A 21,131-nucleotide genomic window follows, 5' to 3' on the forward strand; every position below is an offset into this window, starting at 1 on the left:
ATTATTTCTTTTTTGTAGTGGTCTTCTTTCTGGTTTTCTTTTTTGGAGCATTCTTTTCTAATATAGCAATTGCCTCTTCTAGCGTCATATCTGAAACATCTACAGTTTTTGCCAATTCGACTTTCTGTTTTCCTTTAATTACATTATGTCTTCCCCAACGTGCTTTTTCAACCCTAACTCCTTCTGCTTCCCACACGTGAATAAGCTTATCTTTTTCCTTTTGAATTTTATCTTCTATTAAGGTAACAATGTCTTCTTCAGATAAATTGTCCCAATCATACTTCTTATTTACATTAATAAACAAGTTGTTCCATTTTATAAAAGGTCCAAATCTACCTTTACCTTTTGTAACCTCTAATCCTTGATACATATAAATTGGTGCATCAGCTTTCTCTTTTTCCTTGATGTAAATGATGGCCTCATCTAGCTCCACACTTAGAGGATCTACACCTTTAGGAAGTGAGACAAACTTCTTACCATATCGTACATAAGGTCCAAATCTACCGTTGTTGACCTCAACTTCATCATCCTTGTAATGCCCTAAAGCCTTAGGTAACTTAAACAAGTCCATCGCCTCTTCAAAGGTTATTGAACTAAGCTGTTGATCTGGTGATAAACTAGCAAACATTGGTTTTTCCTCTTCGTCTACCGTACCAATTTGAACCATAGGCCCAAACTTACCTAAACGCACACTCACCTGTCTACCAGTTTTTGGATCTTTACCCAAAATACGTTCTCCAGATTCTCGCTCTGCATTTTCTTGTACGTCTTCTACCTGTGGATGAAAACCTTTATAAAAATCTTTCATCATTGCTCTCCAGTCTTCTTTACCTTCAGCAATATCATCAAAACTCTCTTCTACTCTCGCTGTGAAATTGTAATCTAAAATGGTCTCGAAATGATTGACTAAGAAGTCAGTTACAATCATTCCAATATCTGTTGGTACTAATTTTCCTTTGTCTGAACCTACGCGTTCAGTTAAATCTTTCTCTGAAATGGTATTACCTTCTAATACTAACTGCGCATAGCTTCTTTCCGTGCCATCAACTGTTCCCTTTTCCACATAGTTTCTATTCTGAATTGTAGAAATTGTAGGAGCATATGTTGATGGTCTACCGATACCTAGCTCCTCAAGTTTTTTGACTAACGAAGCCTCTGTAAATCTTGCTGGAGGTCTTGTAAAACGTTGTGTCGCTGTAATGTAATTATTTGATAATGCATCGGACACTTTCAAATCTGGCAACAAACCTGATTGTTCCGCTTCCTCATCATCTGTACCTTCTAGATAGACCTTTAAAAATCCATCGAATGTAATAATTTCTCCATTAGCAACAAATTGTTCTTTAACTGCCTCTGAGGAGTTTACTTTTACTTTAACATTGGTACGTTCTAATTTTGCCTCACTCATTTGGGATGCAATAGCACGCTTCCAAATTAAATCGTAAAGTCTAGCCTGATCCCTTTCAACATTTACCGATGGATTAGCAAAATTTGTTGGTCTTATTGCTTCATGAGCTTCTTGAGCTCCTGTAGATTTTCCCTTATAATTTCTTGGTTGACTATATTCTGAACCATACGACGTGATAATGGCATCTTCAGCACCTTGCTTTGCTTCATCAGATAGATTAACACTATCTGTTCTCATGTATGTAATCAATCCTGCTTCATACAAACGTTGGGCGTTGCTCATTGTTCTTGCAACTGAAAAGCCTAATTTTCTTGAAGCCTCTTGTTGTAACGTTGATGTTGTAAATGGTGGAGCTGGTGATTTCTTTACTGGCTTCTTCTCTAAATCTGCAACATTATATGTTGCATTTAGATTTTTATTTAAAAACTCCTGTGCATCTTCCTTCGATTCAAAATTCTTAGGAAGTTTTGCTTTAAATACAGATCCATCTTTGGTGGTAAATTCAGCATCTACTCTGTAAGATGCAACAGGTTTAAAATCTTGTATTTGTCTTTCGCGCTCCACAATTAATCTAACTGAAACTGATTGTACTCTACCAGCAGACAATCCACCTTTTACCTTTCGCCAAAGTACTGGTGAAAGTTCATATCCAACTATTCTATCTAAAACACGTCTAGCCTGTTGTGCATCAACAAGATTATAATCTATACTTCTTGGATTCTCAATGGCTTTATTAATTGCCTTTTTTGTTATCTCAGAAAATACAATTCGTCTTGTTTTTTCTTTGTCTAACCCTAAAGTCTCAGCCAAGTGCCATGCAATAGCTTCTCCTTCACGATCCTCATCACTCGCCAACCATACAAGCTCCGCTTTCTTGGCTAAATCCTTAAGTTTTTTAACAACATCTTTCTTATCTTTTGAAACCCTATACTTAGGTTTAAAATCACCTTCAACATCTACACCTAACTCTTTAGAAGGTAAGTCTGCAATATGCCCGAAACTAGATTCAACTTTATAATCTTTTCCTAAAAATTTCTCAATAGTTTTAGCCTTTGCTGGTGACTCTACAATAACAAGATTCTTCGACATTATTAATTTTTTTGAGGATACAAATGTATATGAAATTTAAGATACAAACCTAATTTGGTCGCAATTACAATACATTTTAACGTACTTTTCACAAGTGAATTCTATAAAAAAACCTTACTAATTATAAGGTCTTTCAACATGTTATTTATTTGATTTAATAAGTATAATTTATTGCTTGATTAAAACCATCAAGATTTAATATAATTTCATCTTCGTTCTCAATTTGAAGGGTAGAAACATCAAAAAAAGCGGTCCTTGTAACTTGAGTTAAACAAGCTTCAATATTTACAAGGAAAATCTTTATATCTCTCTGAGGCGGATTAGATTCGTCCACCTCCGCAGAATCGACCAATTGAATATCCCACGATAGACCATCACAACCAACTGCTGTTATTACAACTGCTAAGCAGTCTTCTGTCAAATCAGCACTTATTATTGTATAAGGATTTGTGGCCGCATTTTCATAAGTAAAAGCATCAATTGAAGTTAATAAACCACAATCAGCTTGCTGTGGTGTGTCAGTCGTATCATCTGGTAAACACTGAAAATAAAGGACTGACGCAACAATTAGGGTAAAACTCTTTAAAGACTTTGACTTCATAATTTTTTATTTTAAAAATAAACAACTTAGATATTTTATAAACTAAAATCTAACTTCTTCACCAATTTTTACGATATCATCTTCCTCATCAAAGCCAACCACATCTTTATAAATAAAATATGAAGGCAACCTACCAAAGGACTGTGTCACATAGATTCCTATACCACACATCATTAAGCCAACTATTCCTGAAAGAAAACCTGATACTAATATTAATCCGAAAGTAATAAACCACTTTTTATTTCCTAGACTAAAGCTAAGATTAATGATTTCTGAAATAGGCTTGTCAGGATTAAAGGCGTAAAAAAGATACACATAGGTCAATGGAATCATTACATAAAACACTGGTAAAAAACATAACATTGTAGCTAACATAGCAATACCAACACAAACTAATCCAAGCTTTACCGTTTTTCCTAAATATTGCTTTTTGAAAAAGAAGAAATAATCATCTTTACCTAATAACTCTAAATCTCTTAATTTACATATTCTGTAAAATCCAGCCTGAAGACCAAAAGCCACAATACTTAAAGCCGCGATAGCAAATAAATATAACAGGAAAGATACCAACACTAATAATGGACTAAAATCTTGTTGATAACCTGAATCATAATAATTATAGTCCGTTGTATACATATCAAAAAAGCCCAGAAATATTAATGGAATATAAACAACCATTATTAGAGGAATGGCCAATACCAAATTTAGTAAAACTGTAACTAGACCTTGAACCCAAACTTTTTTAAACAGCTCTATTGATTGATTAAATATAGTTCCAAAGTCTATTTGCTTAGCATATTTTATACGTTGTTGAATGTCTGTAATATTCATGGTTTGTTTTGAGTTAGTACGTTCAAAGGACGTCTATTTTAAACAAAAAATCAAATAATTATTAATACTGCCACTTTGTCATAATCTCTAAAATAATTTTATCTTTGCATGCTTATTGAACATGAGAAAACATTGATTTTCAGTAAAAACTGAGATTACAGAAGATGGAGAAAATAATAGACGAAAACAAACAAGGCGAATCATTACTTCTTGAACAGAAAGAAGGCAACCAAAAGAAACTTTTTATTGAAAGTTATGGTTGCCAAATGAACTTTAGTGATAGTGAAATTGTAGCCTCAATATTATCAGAACAAGGCTATAATACCACACAAAATCTTGAAGATGCAGATTTGGTTTTAGTGAACACCTGCTCAATTAGAGATAAGGCAGAGCAGACAGTGAGAAAACGTTTAAAATATTATGACCGCATAAAGGAGAAAAATCCAACAATGAAAGTTGGGGTTCTTGGTTGTATGGCTGAGCGTTTAAAAAAGCAATTTTTAGAAGAAGAAAAAATCGTAGACCTTGTTGTGGGTCCAGATGCCTATAAAGACATTCCAAACCTTTTAGAAGAAGTTAATGAAGGCCGAGAGGCTATTAATGTTATTCTATCTAAGGAAGAAACTTATGGCGATATTTCCCCTGTACGCCTAAACTCTAATGGTGTTACGGCATTTGTTTCAATCACACGTGGGTGTGACAATATGTGTACATTTTGTGTTGTCCCATTTACGCGCGGTAGAGAGCGCAGTAGAGAACCTCAAAGTATTATTGAAGAAGTTAACGATCTTTGGAATAAAGGCTACAGAGAAGTCACGTTATTAGGACAGAATGTAGATAGTTATTTATGGTATGGTGGTGGCTTAAAAAAGGACTTTGAAAAAGCTTCTGAATTGCAGAAAGCAACCGCTGTTAATTTCGCAAAACTATTAGACATGTGCGCTAAGGCCCAGCCTAAAATGCGCTTCCGTTTTTCCACATCAAATCCACAAGACATGACACTTGATGTTATCGAAACAATGGCGAGTCATCAAAATATTTGCAATTACATTCACCTACCTGTGCAAAGCGGAAGTAATCGTATTCTTAAAGAAATGAATCGTTTACATACTAGAGAAGAGTATTTTGAATTAATTGACAACATTCGTAGAATTATTCCAGATGTAGCTATAAGCCAAGATATGATTGCTGGTTTCCCAACAGAAACTGAACAAGATCATCAAGACACTTTAACCTTAATGGATTATGTAAAATATGACTATGGTTTCATGTTTGCCTATTCAGAGAGACCAGGAACTCTTGCTGGACGTAAAATGGAAGATGATATACCTGCAGATGTTAAACAACGTCGCCTCAACGAAATACAAGCATTACAAAGAAGACACAGTTTATACAGAACACAACAACATGTTGGCAAAGTCGAAGAAATCTTAATTGAAAAATCTTCTAAAAAATCAGACCAACACTGGGCCGGAAGAAACAGTCAAAATATGGTGGCTGTTTTTCCAAAAGAAAATTATAAACCTGGTGACTTCGTAAACGTAAAAATTACAGATTGTACAAGCGCTACTCTTATAGGTGAAGCGATTGGATATTCTGAAAACAACTAATCTACAATCTATGAAAAAACTTATAGTATTACTGCTAACGTTTGGTCTAGTGACAACATCCTGTGAAAACGAACCATTAGATCCAATTCTCACAGGAGATGACGGAAGTAACAATGGCGGTGGAAACAATGATGGAGGCGGTAATAATGGAGGCGGAAACAACAATAATGATATTCTGACTTTAGCATCTTATTCATTTGACACAAATACCAATGTGCCATTTTTTGGAGAATTTATTGTTAATATTGACTATACTTTTAATTCAGACAACCTTATTGGAGGTATTATAACAAACTCACCAGTATTTGGTCAAGACATTGTTACAAACACAGAGATTACACGTAATAGTAACAACAAAATCACTGAGACAAACACCTTTTACTTAGGGCAGTTAAGTGATGTAACAACTATTACTTACAATGGATCTGGTCAAATCACTCAAATTACTTACAATGACATAGAGTCTAATGACGAAGATTATGAGTATAATTTCTCCTACAGCGGAAATGTTGTTACTAAAACTGAAGTTGGATCTGAAATTATTACTGAATACACCTATAATAATAGTGATAGACTTATCAAAAAAGAGTCGTTCATAAACGGTAATTCTATTCAACTCGAGGTCTTAGAATACGATAACAACGGTAATGTAATATCTTCAATAATGACGGGTGATATTAATACCATGTCAACCTATAATTATGATTCTTTCGAAAATCCCTTAGTCGAACCATTTCAGGCGCGTGACTATCTGAGTTCGTTAGGCGATGAATACGATGATCAAGCAGGTAATGACATAGCACAATTTGGTGGTGCTAATAACTGGATCGGTATTACAACAGATAATGAAACGTTTAATTTTAATGTTACTTACGATAATTCAAATCGAATTTTATCGAGAAATGGAAATTTTGGTGACAGTGATGTTACAATTACTCAAGAAGAAGTCTTTAACTATGTTAACTAATTAATGGAGTCAGTACAAGCCATAAAACAACGGTTCGGCATTATTGGTAATGATCCAAGACTTAACCGAGCCATAGAAAAAGCGACGCAAGTAGCGCCAACAGATATTTCTGTTTTGGTGACTGGAGAAAGTGGTGTTGGTAAAGAGAGTATTCCAAAAATTATACACCAACTTTCGCATAGAAAACACGGTAAATATATTGCCGTAAACTGTGGCGCAATACCTGAGGGTACTATTGACAGTGAGTTATTTGGACATGAAAAAGGTGCCTTTACAGGGGCTACGTCAACACGATCTGGATATTTTGAAGTTGCAGATGGTGGCACTATCTTTTTAGATGAAGTAGGTGAATTACCGCTTACAACGCAAGTACGCTTACTGCGTGTATTAGAAAATGGCGAATTCATTAAAGTAGGTTCCAGTAAGGTACAAAAGACAAATGTTAGAATTGTTGCTGCTACAAACGTTAATATGTTTGAGGCTATTAAAAAAGAGAAGTTTAGAGAAGACCTTTATTATCGTTTGAGTACTGTAGAAATTAATCTTCCTGCGCTTAGAGAACGTAAAAATGATATTCATTTATTATTTAGAAAGTTCGCAAGCGATTTTGCTATAAAATACAAAATGCCTACCGTAAAATTAACTGATGATGCAGTGGCATTACTTTTAAAATACCGATGGAATGGTAATATACGTCAACTCAGAAATGTGGCCGAGCAAGTATCTGTTTTAGAACACAATCGTACCATAAATGCGTTGTCATTACAGCATTACCTACCTAATACTGGAAGTAATTTACCAGTTGTTGTCAACAATTCTAAATCCGAAAGTGATTTTAGTAGTGAACGAGAAATACTTTACAAGGTTTTATTTGATATGAAAAGTGATCTTAATGATCTTAAGAAACTTACTATGGAACTCATGAAAAAAGGAAACGTTTCTGAGGTACAAAAAGATCATGAACACCTTATTCAAAAAATATACGGAGATAAAGAAAACGACTTTGAGGGAACAGATAATGCAGAAAATGTAGAACTACTTGCTATTCCTGAGCATTCAGAAGTTTCGGAAATAACACTCGAAGCTGAAGACAAATATCATTTCGCTGAAGAGATTCAAGAGGAAGAAACCTTATCTTTACAAGATAAAGAACTAGAACTTATAAAGAAGTCTTTAGAAAGACACAATGGAAAGCGTAAACTAGCGGCTGCAGAATTAGGTATTAGTGAACGCACGTTATACAGAAAGATTAAACAATATGACCTTTAGGAAAAGTTTATGAAACCATTTAGACGAACTCTGATGTTTTTGAGTTTTACTAAAAAATTGATTTCATAAAACAAACCACTAAAAATGAAATATATTAGATTTTTATTAATTACCGTATTAACAGTCACAATTACAAATTGCGGTATTTATTCCTTTACGGGTGCTGATACTGGTAATGCAAAAACATTTCAAGTCAACTTCTTTCCAAATAACGCTGATTTAGTAGAACCAGGATTAGATATTGATTTTACAAACGCTTTGCAAGATTTAATTCAGAATCAAACAAATCTAAACCTTGTTAATACTGGAGGTGATTTAATATTTGAAGGTGAAATTACAGATTACAGAATTGCACCTATGACAGCTACAGCTCAAAATACAGCTGCTCAAAACCGTTTAACTATTGGGGTCAACGTGAGATACATTAATACACTAGATGATGAGAAAGATTTTGAACAACGCTTTTCATTTTTCTATGATTTTGATGCAAACGCACAATTAGCTGGTAGCATTAAGGATGAGGCATTTGAAATTATTTTTGAGCGTTTAACCCAAGACATATTCAATACCTCATTGGCCAATTGGTAAAAATGGAACGACAAGAATTCACATATCTTTTACAACATCCAGAAGCAGTATCCGTTTCACAGACTGATAAACTTGCATACCTTGTAAAAGAATATCCTTATTTTCAACCAGCAAGAGCACTATTATTAAAAGGTTTAAAATTAAAAGAAAGTTATAAGTATAACAACGCCTTAAAAACTACTGCCGCGCACACTACTGATCGCAGTGTATTGTTTGATTACATCACCACAACTGATTTTAATCAGAATGAAATTTCTCTTCAAATAAAGCAGAATTTTGAGAATATTAAAAATATTGAAGTACACAATATAGATGACATTTCGGTTGATAAAAGTGTTATGATTGATGATGCTTTAAAACAGCACATTAAGGAAACAGAAGGTGTTTTAGACCCTAACCTTTTCGAAGTTAAAGCAGACGAATCAAGCAACACAACAATCGCTGAGGAAACTATTATTGATATTGACGTAGAAAATATTACTCCTGAGGAAAAGCTAAATATTGGCAAACCTCTAGAGTTTGATAAAACCGAAAGTCACTCATTTTCGGAATGGTTAAAAATTACAAGTTTCCAACCAATTAAAAGAGATGTTCTTTTAGAGGAAGAAGAAGATACCTCTGAAGAAAAAACTGCAAGTCCACTAGAAAGCAAACTTGCAATAATTGATAAGTTTATTGATGAAAATCCAAAGATTAAGCCAGTAAAAAAAGATGCACCAAAATTAAAACTCGTTAACAACGATGATGACGTGTCTGAGAGCTTAATGACCGAAACTTTAGCACGTATTTATTTAGAACAAAAAAACTATGATAAAGCAATTCAATCTTACAAAATTTTAAGTTTGAAATATCCAGAAAAAAATAGTTTCTTTGCAGACCAAATAAAATTGGTACAAGATTTAAAAGAAAATAATACAATATAAAATGTTTACAATATTTTTAGTCCTAATCGTAGTAGTCGCCTTTTTACTGGTGGTAGTAATAATGGTTCAAAACCCAAAAGGTGGAGGTTTATCATCTTCATTTGGCGGAGGTGGAACTCAGCAATTAGGTGGTGTTAAGAAAACAGGTGACTTCTTAGATAAAAGCACATGGTTTTTAGCAACTGCTCTTATTGCGCTTATTTTGTTATCAAATCTAACAATTGATTCAGGAAATGATTTAGAATCTAAAGCATTAGACACTAACGAGAATACTGAAATGCCAGCACCAGTTGCAACTGACGAAACACCAACAGAAAATACTGAAGGAGAATAAAACAACGGTTTTTAAATTAATATTAAAGGTCAACTTTATCAAGTTGACCTTTTTTTGTTCACATCATTCAGATTTCTGCAAGTTTGTCAGTCCTTAGCTCTTGGCATAATTTTCGAATAACGCTAAAGCGTTAATTAATATTAAAAACTAATAAACATATAAAGATGGCTTTAAACATTAAACCTTTAGCAGATAGAGTTCTTGTAGAACCTTCGGCAGCAGAAACTACAACGGCTGCAGGTATTATTATTCCTGATAATGCCAAAGAAAAACCACAAAAAGGAACTGTAGTTGCTGTTGGCAACGGAAAAAAAGACGAACCTTTAACTGTAAAAGTTGGTGATACTGTATTATATGGAAAATACGGTGGTACAGAATTAAAATTAGAAGGTAAAGATTACTTAATGATGCGCGAAAGTGACATTTTAGCAATCGTATAAAATAAATTCTAAAAAACTAATTGCTGAAAGCTAATAGGCTAACAGCTAAAATCTAAATAAAATGGCAAAAGATATAAAATTTGATATTGAAGCACGCGACGGATTAAAACGTGGTGTTGATGCTTTAGCAAACGCAGTAAAAGTAACTCTAGGACCAAAAGGTCGTAATGTAATTATTGGAAAATCTTTCGGTGGACCAGCTGTAACAAAAGACGGTGTTTCTGTTGCAAAAGAAATTGAGTTAGAAGATGAGTTAGAAAACATGGGAGCTCAAATGGTAAAAGAAGTAGCTTCTAAGACAAACGACCTTGCTGGTGATGGTACAACCACAGCAACTGTTTTAGCACAAGCAATTGTAAAAGAAGGCTTAAAGAATGTTGCTGCTGGTGCAAATCCTATGGATTTAAAACGCGGTATCGATAAAGCGGTTGAGGCAATTACTGCTGACTTAGAAAAACAAGCTAAAAAAGTAGGCAACTCTTCTGACAAAATTCAACAAGTAGCTTCTATTTCTGCGAATAACGACAACACTATCGGAGAATTAATAGCCGAAGCTTTTGGAAAAGTTGGTAAAGAAGGTGTTATCACTGTTGAAGAAGCAAAAGGTACTGATACCTATGTAGACGTTGTGGAAGGTATGCAATTTGACAGAGGTTATTTATCTCCTTACTTCGTAACTGACTCTGATAAAATGATTGCTGATTTAGAGAATCCTTACATCTTGTTATTCGACAAGAAGATTTCTAACTTACAAGAGATACTTCCAATCTTGGAGCCAGTTGCTCAATCTGGACGTCCACTTTTAATTATTGCTGAAGACGTTGAAGGTCAAGCACTAGCTACTTTAGTAGTCAATAAATTACGTGGTGGACTTAAAATTGCTGCTGTTAAAGCACCTGGTTTTGGTGACAGACGTAAAGCAATGCTAGAAGACATTGCTATTTTAACTGGCGGAACTGTAATTTCTGAAGAAAGAGGATTCACTCTAGAAAATGCTGATTTATCTATGTTAGGTACTGCCGAAACTGTAACTATCGACAAAGACAATACTACTATTGTTAATGGTTCTGGTAAAGCTTCAGATATCAAAGCTAGAGTAAATCAAATAAAAGCTCAGATCGAAACAACGACTTCAGATTACGATAAAGAAAAACTTCAAGAGCGTTTAGCTAAGCTTGCTGGTGGTGTTGCTGTATTATATGTTGGTGCAGCTTCTGAAGTTGAAATGAAAGAAAAGAAAGATCGCGTTGATGATGCTTTACATGCAACACGTGCTGCAGTAGAGGAAGGTATTGTTGCCGGTGGTGGAGTTGCCTTAGTTAGAGCAAAGAAAACACTTGAAAAACTAGAAACTGAAAATTTAGACGAAACTACTGGTGTACAAATCGTTAATAAAGCCATTGAAGCGCCATTAAGAACGATTGTTGAAAATGCCGGAGGTGAAGGTTCTGTTGTTATCAATAAAGTATTAGAAGGCAAAAAAGATTTTGGTTACGATGCTAAATCTGAAGCTTATGTTGACATGCTTAAAGTTGGTATTATTGACCCTAAGAAAGTGACACGTATTGCATTAGAAAATGCGGCTTCTGTTGCTGGTATGATTTTAACTACAGAGTGTGCTTTAGTAGATATAAAAGAAGACGCTCCTGCAATGCCTCCAATGGGCGGCGGCGGAATGCCAGGCATGATGTAGTAGCAAATTAAAATAAATAAAACATTAACTCAGTTTAGTGTGTATAAAAAACCCTTGAAATTATCAAGGGTTTTTTTATATCCATAATTTGACGTATTTCTTTTATTTAATGGAAGTTATTATCTTTATTGGGCTTTTCATTGACAACTGCATCAAAACACAGTAAAAAAACGTTAAGATTAACTTACGCTTCTAGCTTTTTTTATGAAGGAAGAGTTATTAAAACCTTAGTACCCTTTCCTATTTCAGAATCAATTTCTAACTTACCCTTATGCTCTTTAATAATCGCCATTGAAATTGATAAACCAAGACCTGTACCTTTCCCAGGTGGTTTAGTTGTGAAAAATGGTTCAAATAATTTATTTAGAACTTCCTTTTCAATGCCTTCACCATTATCCTTGATACTCACCGAAATACCGTTTTTATTACTATCAGTTATTATGATCAACTCACCGTGACCTGGTATGGCATCAATAGCGTTATCAAGAATATTTAAAAAGACCTGATGTAACTTTCCTGAATTTCCTTTTATTATTACCGATTGATCTGTAAAAGTAGTTTTAATATCTACTTTAAATTTTGTGACATTATTTAAAATGGTCAGGCAATTATTGATTATTTCATGTATATCACAAGTCTCATCATAATTTTCATTATTTCTACTAAATTGATTCAGGCCTTTAACAATTTTCGAAATTCTTTCAACCCCAATTTTGATTGGATGGACTAGATCATCTACTTGTTTGATTGCTTCATTAGAATCATCTTCAAAAAAATCTACCAAACTCGTATAAGCACCAGAAATATAGTTAAGTGGATTATTAATTTCATGAGCAACACCAGAAGTCAAGATCCCTAAAGTAGCCATTTTTTCAGCCTGTATGAGTTGTGTTTGCGTATTTTGAAGGGATTGTAACGCTTCTTCAAGTCTCTTATTTGAAACCATTAAATCAACATTTTTTTTAACAAGTTCTTTCGTTCTTTCTCTAACCTTATCTTCTAATTCCTCCTTACTTTTTTCTATAGCCTTGTTTAATTTAATATGCTCTAGTTCAGCACCCGCTCTGGACGCAAAAATCATTAATATAGATTCCTTAAGTTCCGTCTCATCAATTTCATCTTTAAACATAGATACAAGTATGCCTGTTGGATTTTTTTTGGAGTCATATAAAGTCACACCAACATAAGCTTCAATACCCATATCAACTAGTATCTTATCGTCTGGAAATAAAACACTCACACCTTTAGAATATGAACAGGGCTTATTTCCGAGTACAACCTCACAAGGGGTTCCTTTTAGAGTATATATAAAGTTATCTAAATATCCATTTTTGTCAACCAGACTAATTGTTTCTACATCTAATTGATTATCCGAAAGCTGACCAATAAAGGTGAAATCGGCATCTAATACCTCATTAAGTTTTATTACAATCTTATTAAAAAACTCTCCACCTAAGTTGTATATCTCACTAGTTACGACCTCATCAATCAGTTCCAATCTTCTTTTTATTTTTTTCAACTCAATACTCATAACCTATTTAATTTTCCGAATATAAGAATTTTTCAATAAAGAGGTTAAAAAATATCAATAACAAAAAAGTCAGGACAAGTATTCGAGCTTTTTAATTAATAGTTCTTAGTGTCATCTGTAAGAGTCTTCATAAAACTGATCAAATCCTTTTGTTCTTTATCAGTTAGATGCAATGAATCAGTAGGTAATGTCTGATTCTCTAGTCTAATGCCAATACCATGTCCACCACCAACATTATAAAATCTCACAACTTCTTCTAAAGTTTTGTAAACTCCATTATGCATGTACGGCGCTGTTTTTTCAATATTTCTAATGGTAGGTGTTTTAAAGGCATGCTTTCTTTCTTCTGTATTGAAATAGTAATATCGTCCTAAATCGCTATCAACTTTTGCATCATACCATTCTACTGATTTAGGCACTCCTAAAACTTCCAATTCGGTATCTTTATAGTTAGGTGGTACAGTACCGTTGAATACTGGTGCAAAATGGCAAGTGGCACAGGCAGCCTTACCCATAAAAATATTAAATCCATTTTTTTCACCTTCTGTTAATGTATGTTCTTGCCCGCGAATATTTCTATCAAATTTTGAGTTAAATGGATTTAAACTTCCGACATAGTAAGCTAAGGCTATTTTTATATGACGCTTAGAGACACTATCCTTAAAGGCCTCCTGAAAAAGTTGAATATATTCTGGATGATCTTTTACGCGTTCTAAAAATAAATTAATATCAATCCCAAACTCTTTTGGGTTGTTAATAACTTCATTTATTTGTCCTTCCAATCCACCAATTCTACTATCATGAAAAAAGCCTCTTTGTAAAGATGCATAAAACAATGTTGGTGAATTTCTTAAAAGTTCATTGCCTTCATTGTCTAAAGATTTTGGCAACCCATCAGTAAAATATAGCTCTGATTTATGGCAACTTGCACAACTTAGACTCCCTTTTTGCCCAAGTTGATTATCATTAAACAAACGCTTACCCAAACTTGTTATAGCTTCAACTTTATCTGAATCCTTAATTTTTCGTTCTATAAAACTTAATCGGTTAAAAGTATTTGCACTAAATAGGTTGACAGCATCATTATTTAAGGGTAAATAATCCGAAATATTAGCATTCCAATCTTCAACGGTTTTTACCCATAATTCCATTTGTGCATGGGTGTGATTTTTTATAAAAGCGTAACGATCAAATGCTTCAAAAGTATGTCCCTTTAAATCTTCAATAGATTTATCAAACTCCAAATGCCAAGAATTGAAAAGTCCTTCATCTTTAAAATGACCTTTAAAATAGTCTAAATATTGTTTTAAAGCTTTATAAACAGTTTCACTTTCTTCAATAGAAAATTGCGCTGGAGAATCAAAACCACCTATACCTGTTGTGCCAGTCCTTACGATTTGATTTCTTAGAATTTTTAAAAAACTTCCCTTTTTTAGAAATATAAATGACGTATTCTGCTTGATGAATTGAAAACGATTACTTAAAAACTTTGCATTCTTTTTAATTACATCGATATCTATATCATCTACAAACAAATGTTCTTCAATAACTTGAAAATTCTTAGGCTCAGTAATACGTATGTTTGTATAGTCTTCCTCTTCAATCATAGGTAGATTAGGACCACTTATAACTTTATAATTATTAACATCAATATAGGCTAATGCTGGTTCTATATGCTTAAAATGAAATCTTGCTTTTTTGTATTGCGCAATTATAGCTTGCTTATCAGTTAATACTGCCAAACTATCTAATGATTTATAGCAACCTTCTAAATGGCTCAAATACAAAGCTTCAAGCTTAGAAAATGGTTGAGCATCTTTATTATCTTCAGTTTTATCTGTTTTACAACTGACACAAGTCATTAAAAAAACTAAAACAATGTAGATATAATAACGGTTCATGGTATTAAAATTTAGAAAAGGACTAGGTCTAGCTTGTATAAACTAGACCTAGTGAACATTTAAAATATTGCAAACGCTGTTGTTATCTGTCTAATCCTCTAACGATATACATGTGAGATCCTTCGTCATCTGTTTGATCTGGTGTACCTGCATTTGGATCTAAGAATCCTGGATGCGTATCGTCTTCACCCCAACCATGATTTTGAGTAATTAAAATAAAAGTATTGTCTTCTCCGATAATATCAGAAATATCAATCATCCCTGTAAGCTCCCAAGTATCACCATTACTATAAGGAAAACCTTGTAAGTCGTTAGTAGCAGCTGCTAAATCTTGATTACACTCTAATACTGTTTTCATCTCACCAGTATTTAAATTATACTGATATAATTGCGCGTAATGTCCTTTTTCATCAGCACCAAAGTTTGGATCTTCTTGAATATAAGCATAGTTCTCTGTCACTGTTATATTATCTGGGCTTAACATTGGTGAGTTAGGATCATCACCGTCAACAGCAATAGAAAGTGTACCAGCCAATGGATTATTTGCATCCAAAACTAATTTGTAAACTCTACCATACTTTGTTCCTATACCTTCCGCAGAACCTCTACCTGTAGCTACAAAATAAACTTCTCTTGGGTTTCCTCTTCTCCAATCGATATCTTCAACTCTTTGGAATCCCATGATTCCTTTCTCAATAGATTCTGCTTGTAAGGCATCCTTAGTTTTATCACCTTCATATTCCACAAATTCTACTTGATAGTTTGTACCAACAGTCATATCTGCCTCAAAAGATGTCTGATTATCAATACCGTTTACTTTTAAGCCATATAATTTACCACTTGTCAAATCTCCAAAGTCACCAACATACATTGCTAATTGACCTTCCATTGGAGCTTGATTTGCAGAATCATCATCACCAATTAAAACTACAGTTTTGTTAGGATAAGCTTCCTTACCTAAGGCCACTGCATTTTCAGTTGTCCACTGACCCATTGCCGGAATAAGTGTTGCAAAACCAGCTTGATTAGCATCTTTATATGGATCAGTAATAAATACACCTGGGCTACTACCAGCCCATTCACCACCTGAAAGGTACCAAGGTCCAAATCCGTGCTCTTCTGGAGTTATTAAAGAACCAGAACACTGAGCAGTTTCAGTTGTTGCATCTGCATTTAAAATATACTCGCCTAAAACTGGCTTAAATGATCTATCAAACGTAATTCTAGCAATAGATCTATCAGCCTCTATGTTGTTTATTAGAGTATAAGTACCATCCATATTTTTTAAGAGACCTGCACCATCAGCCATTGACCCATAGACAAAATTTTGTAAATACGTATCTTCTGATGACAGCACACTATATATTTCCACATTAGAAAAACCGCTTTTAAGGCTTAAAAAGTTTGGTGTTATAGAGTGATTTTTAAATTCTACTTGAACAGCAGAACCATTGTTACCATTATTATTATCATCGTCATTACAAGACATAAGACTAAATAATGTTAGGCACGCTAATGCCAAAGAATGAAATTTTTTCATGATTTTAAAGTTTCTTAGTTTTTAGTATTACAAAAGAATACTACAGACATTACCATAGATTAATGTCAGTTTTAAGAAACTTTCAACAAAATGTAACCAACTTTAAGAAATTATAAATACTTAGAATAAAAATAAATTAAAGTATTTCAGAGTAATTTTCAATTATTAAGTTATTTAATCTTGATCATCAACAACTTCTTCGTCACGATACTTACAACAATGATGTATAGCGTCATAAGCTTCTTGTGGCGCCTTTATGTCTTTAGTGTCATGACCAGCATTAGCAATACTTTTGGATATTGTCATTAAATCTGTTTTGCGCTCATCGTATATTAATTTTAACTCGTGAGTTTCAATACTCCATACTGCAGACTTTACGCCTTTTGTGCGAATTGCAGCCTTTTCTATACGTTCTTTGCACATGCCGCAAACACCATCAACTTCAATAGTGGCTTTTTCATTTTTATTTTGTGCGAATGTTATTGTTGTAATTAATAATGTGATTATTAAGGTTAGTTTTTTCATTGTATTAATCTTTTTTAAAAACACTTCGACGAGCTCAGTGTGACATTAATTTTATTTTTTAAGTTGCTGAAATGAATTCAGCGTGATAAGTTTTATTTTTTTTGTCATTCCTTCAAAGGCAGGAATTGTTTTTACTTTATTTTATATCTAATACCACCGTAAAAGAGACTTCCAAAAATTGGTCCGTAAACAAAGTTACTATCAAAATTTGCACCAAAGGGATTATCTGGACTAATAATTGGATTTGATTGCCTTACATTAGTGACATTCTCACCACCTAAATATACTTCAAATTGTGGTGAAAACACTTTTGTAACTTGAAGATTTAGCGTCCCAACCGTAGGTGAATACTCGTCTAATTGAAATTCTAGCGTACTTAACGATGTATTCGGAAAACGCTGAGAATCTAACCAATTGTAGGTAGCGTCAAATTTCCATTGCTTACCATCATCGCTTAAATGAGTTTCATAAGCAACATTTGCAAACAAACGATGCTTTGGTATTAATGGTTTTTCAAGCTTACCAGACGTATAATCTGTTTTGATATCATAATACTTGTAAGCCGTTCTTAAATCAAAATGTTCAAAAACATTATAATTAAATTCAAACTGAAAGCTATTGGCGTAACTTTCACCTTCAAGATTATAAAAATTAACTTCAAACGGATTTTCCCAATCGACAACTACCTGATTTTGAAAATCGGTTCTATAAAAATCTAAAGTTACATCTGCTTTCCTACCAAAGAGATTGAATCCTTGCAAATAACTCACACCGTAATTCCATGCAATTTCTGGGTCTAAACCATAAATCTTTCCATCAGAATTTAGAATATTAATCTGTCTAGAACTTGCAAACATATTCTGGTTTTCAGCAAAAATATTAGCACTTCTTATACCTCTTCCAAAAGAAGCTCTAAGTGCAGATTTTTCCCATGGTGTATAACGCAGATGAAATCTTGGAGTAATGAAAAAACCAAATCTGTTATGTTGATCCATACGCACACCAGCAGTCATATTCAGCTTATCTAGATTATCAAAATTATATTCAAAAAAACCACCTATAGAGTTTTCGGTACGTTCGTAAGTTTCAGTATTTACCAATTCATCATAATGGTCGTAAGTAAAACTTAAACCTGTTTTTATTTTATGCCGCGAATCTGATATAATGCTATTATACACCAAATTTGAGTAGAAACTATTATGCTGAATATCATAGACATTCAACCCAAAATATGAATCTTGTTTGTGGTGACTAAATGCTGTTTGCACACCTAAGCTTTGATATGGTATTTCAGGATTTACATAACCTAATTTAGCTGTAACATCTATACGTTCAGTATCAATTTCGCTACCCCAAAAGTTAGTCGTGCCTTTATCTCTATCTGGATTGAAATCTATCTGACCAGCTTGTTTCTCGTCATTAAGATATCTCAGATTTATAAAACTCACTAACCCTTTCTCTGGGTTTGTATATTGCCAACGGTTCATCACATTTATTTGATTAAACAATGGCATATCTAAAAATCCGTCATCATTAACATCGTGGTTTTGTTGATGCGTATTGCCATGAATATAGATGCCAGTACTCCATTTATCCGTTACTTTTGTATTGAAATGTGTATTAAGTTCGATCCTTTCGCTAGTAGCACCATAAAGGTTTAAAAAGAACTTATCATCGGTTGTTGGCTTTACAAGTTCTGTATTAATCTGCCCAGCAATACTCTCAAAACCATTAACAACACTACCTGCACCTTTGGTGATTTGAATACTTTCTACCCAAGTGCCGGGTATAAAACTTAATCCATAAGCTTGAGAAGCGCCACGGATTGCAGGTATATTTTCGGTCGAGATTAAGATATAAGGCGACTTTAAACCTAGCATTTTTATCTGCTTTGTCCCAGAAACAGCATCTGCAAAATTAACATCTATTGATGGATTAGTTTCAAAGCTTTCAGACAGGTTACAACATGCTGCTTTTAGCAATTCATCGCTACTTACAGTAATAATATTGGCTGCTTTTAAAAATGATTTTGAAGTTGACTGTTTTCTGGAAATCACAGTGACCTCATCTAACTCATCAGAAGCTTGCAATACATGCTTAATGTATCTGTCTTCATTTACAGTTAATGTATCTGTTTTAAATCCAACATAACTAATAACAAGTTTGTTGAACGAAAATTTATAAGGCAAAGAAAATGTACCATCTTCGGCTGAGATCGTCCCAATAGAAGAACCTAACCAATGTATGTTAGCGCCTTGCAATGGCAATGCTTTAGCAGTGCTAGACTCTAAAACAATGCCTTGTAATTGTTCTTGTCCTGTTAACTGATAAGACAAGATTATAAATATGATTATAAAATATGATTTCATGTTTTTGATTATAGGTATAACAAATTAGACGCTATCGCATCTTTTTCTAAAGGTTATCCTAGAAATCAAATAAGGTAAGTTTCGTCGAGTATATGAATATCGTAAACCAGTAATGGTGGAGAATAATCTCTGTGAAGAATAATCTCCTTCGGAAGACTTTCAAATAGATTAACATAAGAAACTGTAAATGCTACAAGAACTTGTTTCTGAATTTCATCAAAATCATCAAAGGAATTCGTAGTGAGTTTATCATTGCCTTTAACAACCTCTATTTCGTCATTACAACACGGTTTCTTTTCTTTATCCTCTTGTTGTGTTTTGTGAGCACAGCATGTTTTTGCCTCAGAAAAAATAGCCACATCTACCAATCGATCACCACAGAAATGTTTTTCGACTGTTAGCGATAAGGTCGACATCAACACCAAAAGTGACAATGCAGTAGCTAATACTTTATATGAAATAGAATGATTCACACTGCAAAATTAAGAATAATTTAAAATCAAAAAATATAATTACAAAATCCTTAACGATTGAGTTTGTAATAGTAAAAAGCAGGTAATAACAAAATGACTAAAATTGGTTGGATTAAAAATCGTCTTACATTAAAAAACAAGTAATAATCCTCTTGCCTTGGGTTAATTACAAAGTATAAAAAAGGGATGAGCAATAACACGAATGCAACAGAGTAGATAATTGCAGAAAACTTGACAATGTTTCTATCTCTAAACGCAACATATATAATTCCTAATGATATTATTGTATTTAAAAAAAAACGTAAGGTCGTATTTAAAACCAACTTTGCTAACTCACGTCTTGGACTATCTATATATAAATAATCATTTTCAAAAAATGTGAGATATGGGTCATAGAATAAGACATTCTCAAATCCTCTAATAAGCATTAATAATATCACCAATACTCCTATTAAAATATACCTCATTATTTTATCCATTAGAGTAATTGATTTTAGAATAACGATTTACCCAAATCATCCAAAGTATAAAAACGATTCCGTATATAATCGCTGGGAAAATTACCGTATGAAAGACCTCTTTCTGATTTGGATAATGAAATAACCCGATAGCCAGAATAACAATTCTGATAAGATTAAACACATAAATAATAATGCTACCTGTTAAACAATACAAAAATGTTGGTTTAAGTTTACCTGCAAATGCAATAACAAAAGCTAAGAACAAAATAATAACGCTCAGCCCATTACAACCCTCAATAACACGCCCAACGTATTCATTATGTATAATTACCTTTATTGAAGGCTCGTTCGGGTGATTTAAAATATTTGAAGAATATCCTATTCCTTCAAGTAAGGTGTGAGATTGTCTCGCGACTAGGTTGGTTATATAATCGGGATAATATTCAGAACCATTAGAATACTTGAGATATAAAGTATAACCAATTGTTAATACACCATAGACTAACAAGAATGTTACTATAAATCGTACTACAAGCTTATATTTTTTAAATAGAGATTTCACAAGTACTAACTTAGCT

At 33.4% G+C, this 21,131-nt stretch carries 19 protein-coding genes; 8 read left to right on the top strand and 11 right to left on the bottom strand.

The features are described from left to right. Window position 1 precedes the first annotated feature (1 nt). From topA to HRU50_RS08555, 3 genes are all read right to left on the bottom strand, one after another. Window positions 2-2,497 (bottom strand): type I DNA topoisomerase, encoded by a 2,496-nt coding sequence (gene topA / locus HRU50_RS08545; protein ID WP_296350215.1) that lies wholly within the window; start codon window positions 2,495-2,497, stop codon window positions 2-4. Between the two features lie 154 nt (window positions 2,498-2,651). Beyond that, on the bottom strand, window positions 2,652-3,098 hold the full coding sequence (locus HRU50_RS08550; RefSeq protein WP_296350216.1) for a hypothetical protein: 447 nt from the start codon (window positions 3,096-3,098) through the stop codon (window positions 2,652-2,654). A 42-nt stretch (window positions 3,099-3,140) separates the two neighbouring features. Beyond that, window positions 3,141-3,929: a hypothetical protein gene (locus HRU50_RS08555; protein ID WP_296350217.1), complete on the bottom strand. Its 789-nt coding sequence runs from the start codon at window positions 3,927-3,929 to the stop codon at window positions 3,141-3,143. A gap of 164 nt (window positions 3,930-4,093) precedes the next feature. Here HRU50_RS08555 and miaB point away from each other — a divergent pair, with 164 nt between their 5' ends. The 8 genes from miaB to groL all read left to right on the top strand — a co-directional run bounded on the left by miaB (window position 4,094) and on the right by groL (window position 11,753). Beyond that, complete coding sequence (gene miaB, locus HRU50_RS08560) at window positions 4,094-5,539, top strand: tRNA (N6-isopentenyl adenosine(37)-C2)-methylthiotransferase MiaB (protein ID WP_296350219.1); 1,446 nt, start codon at window positions 4,094-4,096, stop codon at window positions 5,537-5,539. 10 nt (window positions 5,540-5,549) lie between these two features. After that, window positions 5,550-6,506: a hypothetical protein gene (locus HRU50_RS08565; RefSeq protein ID WP_296350221.1), complete on the top strand. Its 957-nt coding sequence runs from the start codon at window positions 5,550-5,552 to the stop codon at window positions 6,504-6,506. Between the two features lie 3 nt (window positions 6,507-6,509). Then, window positions 6,510-7,775, top strand: a complete 1,266-nt coding sequence (locus tag HRU50_RS08570; protein ID WP_296350223.1) for a sigma-54 dependent transcriptional regulator — start codon at window positions 6,510-6,512, stop codon at window positions 7,773-7,775. Window positions 7,776-7,859: 84 nt separating this feature from the next. After that, entirely contained in the window at window positions 7,860-8,363 is a 504-nt protein-coding gene (locus HRU50_RS08575; RefSeq protein ID WP_296350225.1) for an LptE family protein, read from the top strand. A 2-nt stretch (window positions 8,364-8,365) separates the two neighbouring features. Then, window positions 8,366-9,286: a hypothetical protein gene (locus HRU50_RS08580; protein ID WP_296350227.1), complete on the top strand. Its 921-nt coding sequence runs from the start codon at window positions 8,366-8,368 to the stop codon at window positions 9,284-9,286. A 1-nt stretch (window position 9,287) separates the two neighbouring features. After that, a complete protein-coding gene (gene secG, locus HRU50_RS08585) occupies window positions 9,288-9,620 on the top strand; it encodes a preprotein translocase subunit SecG (protein ID WP_296350229.1) in 333 nt (110 codons plus the stop codon). 164 nt (window positions 9,621-9,784) lie between these two features. Then, the gene (locus HRU50_RS08590) at window positions 9,785-10,060 is read left to right on the top strand and encodes a co-chaperone GroES (protein ID WP_296350231.1); all 276 of its coding nucleotides are present in this window, start codon (window positions 9,785-9,787) and stop codon (window positions 10,058-10,060) included. A 61-nt stretch (window positions 10,061-10,121) separates the two neighbouring features. Then, a complete protein-coding gene (gene groL, locus HRU50_RS08595; protein WP_296350233.1) occupies window positions 10,122-11,753 on the top strand; it encodes a chaperonin GroEL in 1,632 nt (543 codons plus the stop codon). 202 nt (window positions 11,754-11,955) lie between these two features. Here the strand turns inward: groL and HRU50_RS08600 are convergent, their stop codons facing one another. The 8 genes from HRU50_RS08600 to xrtF all read right to left on the bottom strand — a co-directional run bounded on the left by HRU50_RS08600 (window position 11,956) and on the right by xrtF (window position 21,115). Beyond that, on the bottom strand, window positions 11,956-13,284 hold the full coding sequence (locus HRU50_RS08600; RefSeq protein ID WP_296350235.1) for an ATP-binding protein: 1,329 nt from the start codon (window positions 13,282-13,284) through the stop codon (window positions 11,956-11,958). Between the two features lie 95 nt (window positions 13,285-13,379). Then, window positions 13,380-15,185 (bottom strand): cytochrome c peroxidase, encoded by a 1,806-nt coding sequence (locus HRU50_RS08605; RefSeq protein WP_296350237.1) that lies wholly within the window; start codon window positions 15,183-15,185, stop codon window positions 13,380-13,382. 82 nt (window positions 15,186-15,267) lie between these two features. After that, complete coding sequence (locus tag HRU50_RS08610; protein WP_296350238.1) at window positions 15,268-16,725, bottom strand: phosphatase; 1,458 nt, start codon at window positions 16,723-16,725, stop codon at window positions 15,268-15,270. A gap of 174 nt (window positions 16,726-16,899) precedes the next feature. Further along, complete coding sequence (locus HRU50_RS08615; protein ID WP_296350241.1) at window positions 16,900-17,250, bottom strand: heavy-metal-associated domain-containing protein; 351 nt, start codon at window positions 17,248-17,250, stop codon at window positions 16,900-16,902. Between the two features lie 131 nt (window positions 17,251-17,381). After that, window positions 17,382-19,619 (bottom strand): TonB-dependent receptor, encoded by a 2,238-nt coding sequence (locus HRU50_RS08620; RefSeq protein ID WP_296350242.1) that lies wholly within the window; start codon window positions 19,617-19,619, stop codon window positions 17,382-17,384. 65 nt (window positions 19,620-19,684) lie between these two features. Next, on the bottom strand, window positions 19,685-20,092 hold the full coding sequence (locus tag HRU50_RS08625) for a hypothetical protein (RefSeq protein WP_296350243.1): 408 nt from the start codon (window positions 20,090-20,092) through the stop codon (window positions 19,685-19,687). A gap of 50 nt (window positions 20,093-20,142) precedes the next feature. Beyond that, entirely contained in the window at window positions 20,143-20,559 is a 417-nt protein-coding gene (locus HRU50_RS08630; RefSeq protein ID WP_296350245.1) for an exosortase F system-associated protein, read from the bottom strand. 4 nt (window positions 20,560-20,563) lie between these two features. Then, window positions 20,564-21,115 (bottom strand): exosortase family protein XrtF, encoded by a 552-nt coding sequence (xrtF, locus tag HRU50_RS08635; RefSeq protein WP_296350247.1) that lies wholly within the window; start codon window positions 21,113-21,115, stop codon window positions 20,564-20,566. Window positions 21,116-21,131 lie beyond the last annotated feature (16 nt).

Origin of the sequence: Winogradskyella sp., from assembly GCF_013213835.1 — a bacterium.
In the GTDB taxonomy this organism is placed as follows: Bacteria; Bacteroidota; Bacteroidia; order Flavobacteriales; family Flavobacteriaceae; genus Winogradskyella.

Bases quoted from the DNA above. Each gene is read 5' to 3' on its own strand.
- HRU50_RS08605 (WP_296350237.1), bottom strand. From the start codon at position 15,185: ATGAACCGTTATTATATCTACATTGTTTTAGTTTTTTTAATGACTTGT.
- HRU50_RS08590 (WP_296350231.1), top strand. From the start codon at position 9,785: ATGGCTTTAAACATTAAACCTTTAGCAGATAGAGTTCTTGTAGAACCT.
- miaB (WP_296350219.1), top strand. From the start codon at position 4,094: ATGGAGAAAATAATAGACGAAAACAAACAAGGCGAATCATTACTTCTT.
- HRU50_RS08565 (WP_296350221.1), top strand. From the start codon at position 5,550: ATGAAAAAACTTATAGTATTACTGCTAACGTTTGGTCTAGTGACAACA.
- HRU50_RS08630 (WP_296350245.1), bottom strand. From the start codon at position 20,559: ATGAGGTATATTTTAATAGGAGTATTGGTGATATTATTAATGCTTATT.
- HRU50_RS08600 (WP_296350235.1), bottom strand. From the start codon at position 13,284: ATGAGTATTGAGTTGAAAAAAATAAAAAGAAGATTGGAACTGATTGAT.
- HRU50_RS08575 (WP_296350225.1), top strand. From the start codon at position 7,860: ATGAAATATATTAGATTTTTATTAATTACCGTATTAACAGTCACAATT.
- HRU50_RS08555 (WP_296350217.1), bottom strand. From the start codon at position 3,929: ATGAATATTACAGACATTCAACAACGTATAAAATATGCTAAGCAAATA.
- HRU50_RS08570 (WP_296350223.1), top strand. From the start codon at position 6,510: ATGGAGTCAGTACAAGCCATAAAACAACGGTTCGGCATTATTGGTAAT.
- topA (WP_296350215.1), bottom strand. From the start codon at position 2,497: ATGTCGAAGAATCTTGTTATTGTAGAGTCACCAGCAAAGGCTAAAACT.
- HRU50_RS08620 (WP_296350242.1), bottom strand. From the start codon at position 19,619: ATGAAATCATATTTTATAATCATATTTATAATCTTGTCTTATCAGTTA.
- secG (WP_296350229.1), top strand. From the start codon at position 9,288: ATGTTTACAATATTTTTAGTCCTAATCGTAGTAGTCGCCTTTTTACTG.
- HRU50_RS08580 (WP_296350227.1), top strand. From the start codon at position 8,366: ATGGAACGACAAGAATTCACATATCTTTTACAACATCCAGAAGCAGTA.
- HRU50_RS08550 (WP_296350216.1), bottom strand. From the start codon at position 3,098: ATGAAGTCAAAGTCTTTAAAGAGTTTTACCCTAATTGTTGCGTCAGTC.
- groL (WP_296350233.1), top strand. From the start codon at position 10,122: ATGGCAAAAGATATAAAATTTGATATTGAAGCACGCGACGGATTAAAA.
- HRU50_RS08610 (WP_296350238.1), bottom strand. From the start codon at position 16,725: ATGAAAAAATTTCATTCTTTGGCATTAGCGTGCCTAACATTATTTAGT.
- HRU50_RS08615 (WP_296350241.1), bottom strand. From the start codon at position 17,250: ATGAAAAAACTAACCTTAATAATCACATTATTAATTACAACAATAACA.